A 6,229-nucleotide genomic window follows, 5' to 3' on the forward strand; every position below is an offset into this window, starting at 1 on the left:
TTCTACCGGCGGCTGGCCGCGGCCGACCCCGCCTGCGTGAAGGCAGGCTGGCGCGGTCACCTGAAACTGGCGAACTTCATGCTCGGCCGGCCCGGCTATCTGCGCAAGCTGCTGCCGGAGTATCTCGCCTATTTCAAATACAGCTTTCACCCCTGGCAACAGAACAACGCGCGCCTGCTGGCCGAAATCGACCAGCTTGTCGACGACGCCGAAGCCGCCTATGCCAGCCACGCCGCCTAGTTCGTTCAGGCCGGGCCGGTTTACCAACAACACGCCGTTCGAAACGGCTTAGCGACCCCAATCCAAGGAGGGCACCATGAGCAAGAACGCATCCGATGCCGTAAACAACCCCGCGAGTGCCGCACAGCGCGAATTCCCGCACAGCGAGAATGTCGCGGTCATGCCCGAGCGGCGCGACCTGCACTTTCTGCCGCCGGCCGATCGTATCTGCGACTGGCACAAGCACGGCCCGAACGTCACCCAGTTCATGAACGCCATGAGCCTGCTGTTCCCGGCCGGTGAGCGGATGTTCATCGACGCCGTTCGCAGCTATCGCGACGAGATTCCCGATCCCGACCTGAAGAAGGCCGCGACCGCGTTCATCGGCCAGGAAGCCATGCACTCGCGCGAGCACATCGAATACAACGAGCTCATGGAGCAGGCCGGCCTGCCGGCCCATAAGCTTGACCAGTTCACCTGGAACCTGCTCGACTGGATCAAGCAGCGCAGCCCGAAATCGCTGCCGCTGGCGGCGACCATCGCGCTGGAGCACTACACAGCGCTGATGGGCGACATGCTGCTGCGCTATCCGGAAATGATGTCCGGATCGCAGGAAGACTTCGAACGCATGTGGCGCTGGCACGCGCTTGAAGAAGTCGAGCACAAGGCCGTGGCCTACGACGTCTACGAAAAATGCATCGGCCGCGGCCCGCGCAACTGGGCAGAACGTACCTTCGCCATGACCCTGGCCACCGCCCTGTTCTGGCCGGTGCTGCTCAGCTTCTACTGGCAGATGACCCAGGCCGACGAGAAGTGTCGCAAGGAAGGCTGGCGCGGCCACCTGAAGATGCTCAACTTCACCCTGGGCAAGCAGGGCTTCATTCGCCGGATGGTTCCGGAATGGCTGAGCTATTTCCAGTACAGCTTCCACCCCTGGCAGCAGAACAACGCGCATCTGCTCGCCGAACTGGACGGACTGGTGGATGACGCCGAGGCGGCCTACGCCACCCACCACTGATTGCACGACCGGTCGCAATACCGGTATCGAGACACAGCGGCGCGGTCATAACCGCGCCGTTTTTTTGCTTACTACCAGTCCGCCACGAGATCGATGAGTGATGGCTTGATGAAGCGCCTGCGCGAACGCAACAAGCACCGCGGTCCGCGGCGGCGAAGCGATTAGGGCCTGTCGCTGCCCTGATCGGCCTGACGCGCCATGGCGACATACAACGCCAGAGCCGATTCCACGATCACGTCCAACGGTTCGCTATAGCGATTGAGCGTCCAGTACATGGCGATATGAATGGTCGAGCCCACGAGGCCCGTCGACAGCACGCCGGCATCGGTGCCGCTGTCTTCGCCGAGCACGAAGATATTGCTGACCAGGGCTTGTAGCGTACGCGTGAAGTTCTGCGTGGTTTCCCGATACAGGCGGTCGATCTCGCCGCTGATACCGAAAATCTCGATCAGCAGAATTCGCGCCGTGCCGGGCTGGTGATACATGGTTTCGAAAAACACCCGGAGGCCGGCCCGCGCGGTCGCCTCGGCATCGCTGGGCGCATTATCGATGGCCGCAACGACGTTCTCTTCCAGGCGCTGCACAAGCGTGCGATAAACCTCGGCGAAAAGCGCTTCGCTGTTGGCGAACGACTCGTAGAAATACCGCTCCGTGAGCCCGGCCGCACGGCAGAGCGACTTGACCGTGGCCCCGCGAAACCCGTCGCGACCGTAAACGGCGATACCGGCATCGATGAATTGCGCACGTCGCCGGCTGCGACGCTCGTCGAGACTGCGGCCCCCGTAGGCACGTCCGTTGCCGTCGGCAGGCGACGATGAAGATGCATTGCTCATTGCTTCATATTGACATTATTTGTTGTCAAACGTAATTTGACATCGACCGTTGTCAGTTCTCCGGTGGCGCATGCCCATCGTGAGCGCCATACCTGCACGACGCGCGCACAAAGGCATAACGGCCATCGCCGACGGCTCAAGACAAGGAACAGGCATGAAGGATTTGAATAACAAGGTCGTGGTGATCACCGGCGCCGGCTCCGGCATCGGTCGCAGTCTGGCCACCGCCTGCGCGCAGCGCGGCGCCCGACTGGCGCTGTGCGACGTCGACATGAGCGGCCTGGAGCAAACGCGCAGCAAATGTGCCAACGCCGCAGTGCTGACCGCCTCGGTGGATGTATCCGATCGCGCCGCGGTCGAGGCCTTTCGCGACGAAGTGATCGCCGAATATGGTCAGGTGGATCTCGTCATCAACAACGCCGGCGTCGCCCACTCCCAGACGATCGAAGACGCCACTTACGAAGACTTCGAGTGGATCATGGGCATCAATTTCTGGGGCGTGGTCCATGGCACCAAGGCTTTTCTGCCGGCGCTAAAGAAAAACCGGGGCAGCGCGCTGGTCAACGTCTCCAGCGTGTTCGGCCTGATCAGCCTGCCCACGCAAGGCACATACAACGCCACCAAGTTCGCGGTTCGCGGTTTTACCGAGGCATTGCGCCACGAAACCGCCGGCAGCGGCCTGCACGTGATGTGCGTTCATCCGGGCGGCATAAAAACCGGCATCGCGCATTCAGCGCGTTTTTATGTCGGCCCCGACGGCAGCGATGATCAGGAAAAGGCCGCCGGCGACTTCGTCAACAAGCTCGCCCGTACGACCCCTGACCAGGCCGCGCGCAAGATTCTCGATGATTTGGCCAAGGGCAAGGGCCGTTGCCTGATCGGGATCGATGCCCAGATTATCTCGGCGATCTCCCGACTCATGCCGGTCAACTACTGGCGGGTGATGAATCGGCTGATGCCCGGCTGATACCGCCGGAGACTCAAGCGCCGGCCCGCGTCGAGCAGGCGCATGCCTCGACGCCCGTCGTAAGCCGATAAAAAACGCCGGTCGCATCAAGCGTACCGGCGTTTTCGCCTGCGACCAGGCGCCACCCGCGACAAGACCCGTTCACGGATGGCCGTTCCTTTCAGAGGATCAGGCGGCCTTCCACTTGATGCTGCAGCCCTGGCTGGGCACCTGGACGTCTTCGGGGATCATGTCGCCTTCGAGCAGCGCATCGAGCGACGCACGCAGTTCTGCGCCCGTGACCGCCACCCCGTTCTTCGGCCGCGACTCGTCGAACTGGCCACGATAGGCACACTTGCCATCGCCGTCGAAGACGAAGAAGTCGGGCGTGCAGACGGCGTCGTAGGCCTTGGCCACGGCCTGGCTTTCGTCATAGAGATAGGGAAAGGCGAACTCGCGGCTTTCGGCGAACACCTGCATCTGTTCCGGGCCGTCCTCGGGGCGCTCGGCGATATCGTTGGAGGAGATCGCGACAAAACCAATGCCCTGCGGCTGGTAGTGGTTGGCCACCGCCACGATCTCATCGATGATATGCAGCACGTAGGGGCAGTGATTGCAGATGAACATCACCACCGTGCCTTTCTCGCCGGCGACGTCCCTGAACGAAACCGTCTGCCCGGAGACGGTATCCGGCAGCGAGAAATCCGGGGCCTTCTTGCCCAGCGGCATCATCGTCGAATCAGTAAGCGACATGAGCGATCCTTGTTGAATAAGTGCTGGCCGGCAGTTTAGCCACTGTGTCCAGCCAACCCAAACCTAGAGCAGCCGCTCGTTGTCCGCGCCGAGCGCCGGACTCGGTGCAAGCGCATCCCGAGCCGTGCCGTCGAAACGCAACGGGCACCCCAACGCATCGCCCTGCTGCATGTCGCGAGCCTGCACCTGCGGGTGGGCCAGCGCTTCTTCGAGCGTAAGCACCGGCGTGGTACAGGCATCGGCACCGGCGAGCAGTTCGACCCAGGCGTCGCGTGTGCGGGTACGAAACAGCGCGGCCAGACCCCAGTGCACCGGCTTGCTGAGATGGCGCGCCCGGCGCGGATCGGCCAGGGCCGCATTCACGCGCTCGGCCCAGCCGGCCATCCGCGGGGCGCGCTTGTTTTTCGGCTTGGCCGAGCTATCCGGTTTCGAGTCGGACCTGCGTGCCTGCCTGCCCCCGACCGGGTTAAGCCGGTCGAGCAGCCGCGCAAAGAATTTGGGCTCCAGCGCGCCCACCGCGAGATAGCGCCCGTCGCGACACTTGTAGACCCGATAATTGGGCAGCGCGCCGGTGAGCGTATCGGCCCCGCGTGGCTGGGTCTGGCCGAACTGGTTGCGCGTCGCCATGGCGACCGATTGCAAGGCCAGCGAACCGTCGAGCATGGCCGCATCCACGAACGTGCCCTGCCCGCTGGCGCGCGCACCAATCACGGCGGACAGCACCCCGACCGCACAGGTGAGCGCGCCCCCGGCCAGATCCGCAATCTGCACATTGGAAATCGCGGGCGGTCCGCCGGCATGGCCGATCTGATCGAGCACGCCCGAAAGCGACAGATAGTTCAGATCATGCCCGGCCGCCCGCGCCAGCGGCCCGTTCTGGCCGTAGCCGGTAAGCGCGGCATAGACCAGCCTCGGGTTGATCGCCTTGAGCGTTTCATAGCCGCAGCCAAGCCGCTCCATCACGCCGGGACGAAAGGATTCGATGACCACGTCGGCGTCGGCGACCAGGCGCTTGAACGCCGCCACATCGTCTGCGTTGCGCAGATCCAGCGTTACCGATGCCTTGCCGCGGTTGACCTGCTCGAACAACGCCGGCGAGAGCGTGCGCGCATAGTCGCCGCCGCCCGGCTCTTCGATCTTGATGACTTCGGCGCCGAGCTGGGCCAGCAGCTGGGTGGCATACGGGCCGGGCAACAGGCGGGTCAGATCGAGTACGCGTACGCCGGCCAGCAGCGTATTCACGGGGCGAGCCTTGGTGTCGTCTTTCATCCGTGCGCCTGCGTTGCCTTGCTGCATGTCCGAGTCATCCAGGATCGCATCGGGTCGACGCGCCGCCGAGGCACGTCGCGCCTATGTGCTTCGGCTCGAATCCGCTCGCCGCGGCTGCTAAGCGTGCCATCGTCGCCAGCCGCGGCTATGGGCTCAAGCGGCCTGCCGCCGATCATCGGCCGTCGACTGCTGGGCGCGCTCGAAGAACTGTGCGTCGGTGAACACATCGACGTCGATCGCGGCCAGCCGTGCCTGGCGTGCCGCGGTAACGAGCGCGGCCTCATCGCCGTCGAGAACACTCGCGTCACGCGCGGCATCGGCCAGGCTGTCGGGGTCGCCGGCGGGCAGACGCTTTTCTTTCTGTGCAGCCTTGATGCGCTCGACCAGTGGCGCGGCCTCGCTGACCCGATGAAAGGCGTCGAACAGACGCCCGACGCCGGAGTGGCTGTTCTCTGGCATAAAAATGTCGGCGTTGAGGCGCTCGCTCTGTGCATCCAGCCGTTGAGACACGCCCGCACAGGCCACTGCCAACCGATCGTCGGGCAACCGTGCCAGCCGGTTCACCCGCAGCAGCGGCAACGCCACCCAACGCAGCACCGTGCCGAGCGGCCCCTCGAAATTTTCATAAATGCCTTCGAACGCGTCCTGGACCCTGGCCAGGCTCAGCCGCAGTGCATAGTCGACGAGCACCCGATCTTCCGGCTGGCGGCCTTCGGCCTCGTAGCGCTTGAGCGTGGAAAAGCCCATCAGCATCCATGCCAAGGCATCGGCATAGCGGCCGGTGAGATTGCCGCGCATCTTGAGCTTGCCGCCCACGAAGAACAGCGCCAGATCGGTAAACAGGGCAAAGCGCGAGGCCGCCCAGCCGAGTTTCTTGTAGTAGCGACGGGTCGCCTTGTCGACGTCCGGCACGCGCACGAACAGGCCGCGCGTGACGCCGTGGCCGAGCGTGCGGCCCATATTGGCGAAGAAGTGGCCGATCCAGCCGCGCATGCCTTTCGCGAAGGCGGCCGAATCGTCGTTTTCGACCGCGTGCACCACGTTTAGCGCATGCGGGTGGCAACGGATCGCCCCCTGGCCGAACACCATGAGCGTACGGGTCATGATATTGGCGCCTTCCACCGTAATCGCCACCGGCGCGCTGCAATAGCCGCGGCCGATGATGTTGTTCGGCCCCTGCATCACGCCGGC

6 protein-coding genes and 1 pseudogene are annotated in these 6,229 nt (G+C 64.0%); 3 read left to right on the top strand and 4 right to left on the bottom strand.

Features of this window, described 5'->3' with window-relative positions; translation table 11 throughout:
- Positions 1-240 (top strand): annotated as a pseudogene (locus ABNU97_RS16770) (metal-dependent hydrolase); the annotation flags it as partial.
- 76 nt (positions 241-316) lie between these two features.
- On the top strand, positions 317-1,237 hold the full coding sequence (locus tag ABNU97_RS16775; RefSeq protein WP_348767812.1) for a metal-dependent hydrolase: 921 nt from the start codon (positions 317-319) through the stop codon (positions 1,235-1,237).
- A gap of 161 nt (positions 1,238-1,398) precedes the next feature.
- Here ABNU97_RS16775 and ABNU97_RS16780 read toward each other — a convergent pair whose 3' ends face one another.
- The gene (locus ABNU97_RS16780) at positions 1,399-2,070 is read right to left on the bottom strand and encodes a TetR/AcrR family transcriptional regulator (RefSeq protein ID WP_348767813.1); all 672 of its coding nucleotides are present in this window, start codon (positions 2,068-2,070) and stop codon (positions 1,399-1,401) included.
- A 154-nt stretch (positions 2,071-2,224) separates the two neighbouring features.
- On the opposite strand from ABNU97_RS16780, the gene ABNU97_RS16785 reads away from it, so the two are divergent.
- Positions 2,225-3,037: an SDR family NAD(P)-dependent oxidoreductase gene (locus ABNU97_RS16785; RefSeq protein WP_348767814.1), complete on the top strand. Its 813-nt coding sequence runs from the start codon at positions 2,225-2,227 to the stop codon at positions 3,035-3,037.
- Positions 3,038-3,205: 168 nt separating this feature from the next.
- Here the strand turns inward: ABNU97_RS16785 and ABNU97_RS16790 are convergent, their stop codons facing one another.
- From ABNU97_RS16790 to ABNU97_RS16800, 3 genes are all read right to left on the bottom strand, one after another.
- Positions 3,206-3,769 carry a thioredoxin family protein gene (locus ABNU97_RS16790; RefSeq protein WP_348767815.1) on the bottom strand — a complete coding sequence of 188 codons (564 nt, stop codon included), beginning with the start codon at positions 3,767-3,769 and terminating at the stop codon, positions 3,206-3,208.
- 63 nt (positions 3,770-3,832) lie between these two features.
- A complete protein-coding gene (locus ABNU97_RS16795) occupies positions 3,833-5,038 on the bottom strand; it encodes a CoA transferase (RefSeq protein WP_348767816.1) in 1,206 nt (401 codons plus the stop codon).
- A 153-nt stretch (positions 5,039-5,191) separates the two neighbouring features.
- On the bottom strand, positions 5,192-6,229 hold a 1,038-nt coding region (locus ABNU97_RS16800), incomplete at its 5' end, for an acyl-CoA dehydrogenase domain-containing protein (protein ID WP_348767817.1).

It is taken from the genome of uncultured Salinisphaera sp. (genome assembly GCF_964012375.1).
Taxonomy (GTDB): Bacteria; Pseudomonadota; Gammaproteobacteria; order Nevskiales; family Salinisphaeraceae; genus Salinisphaera.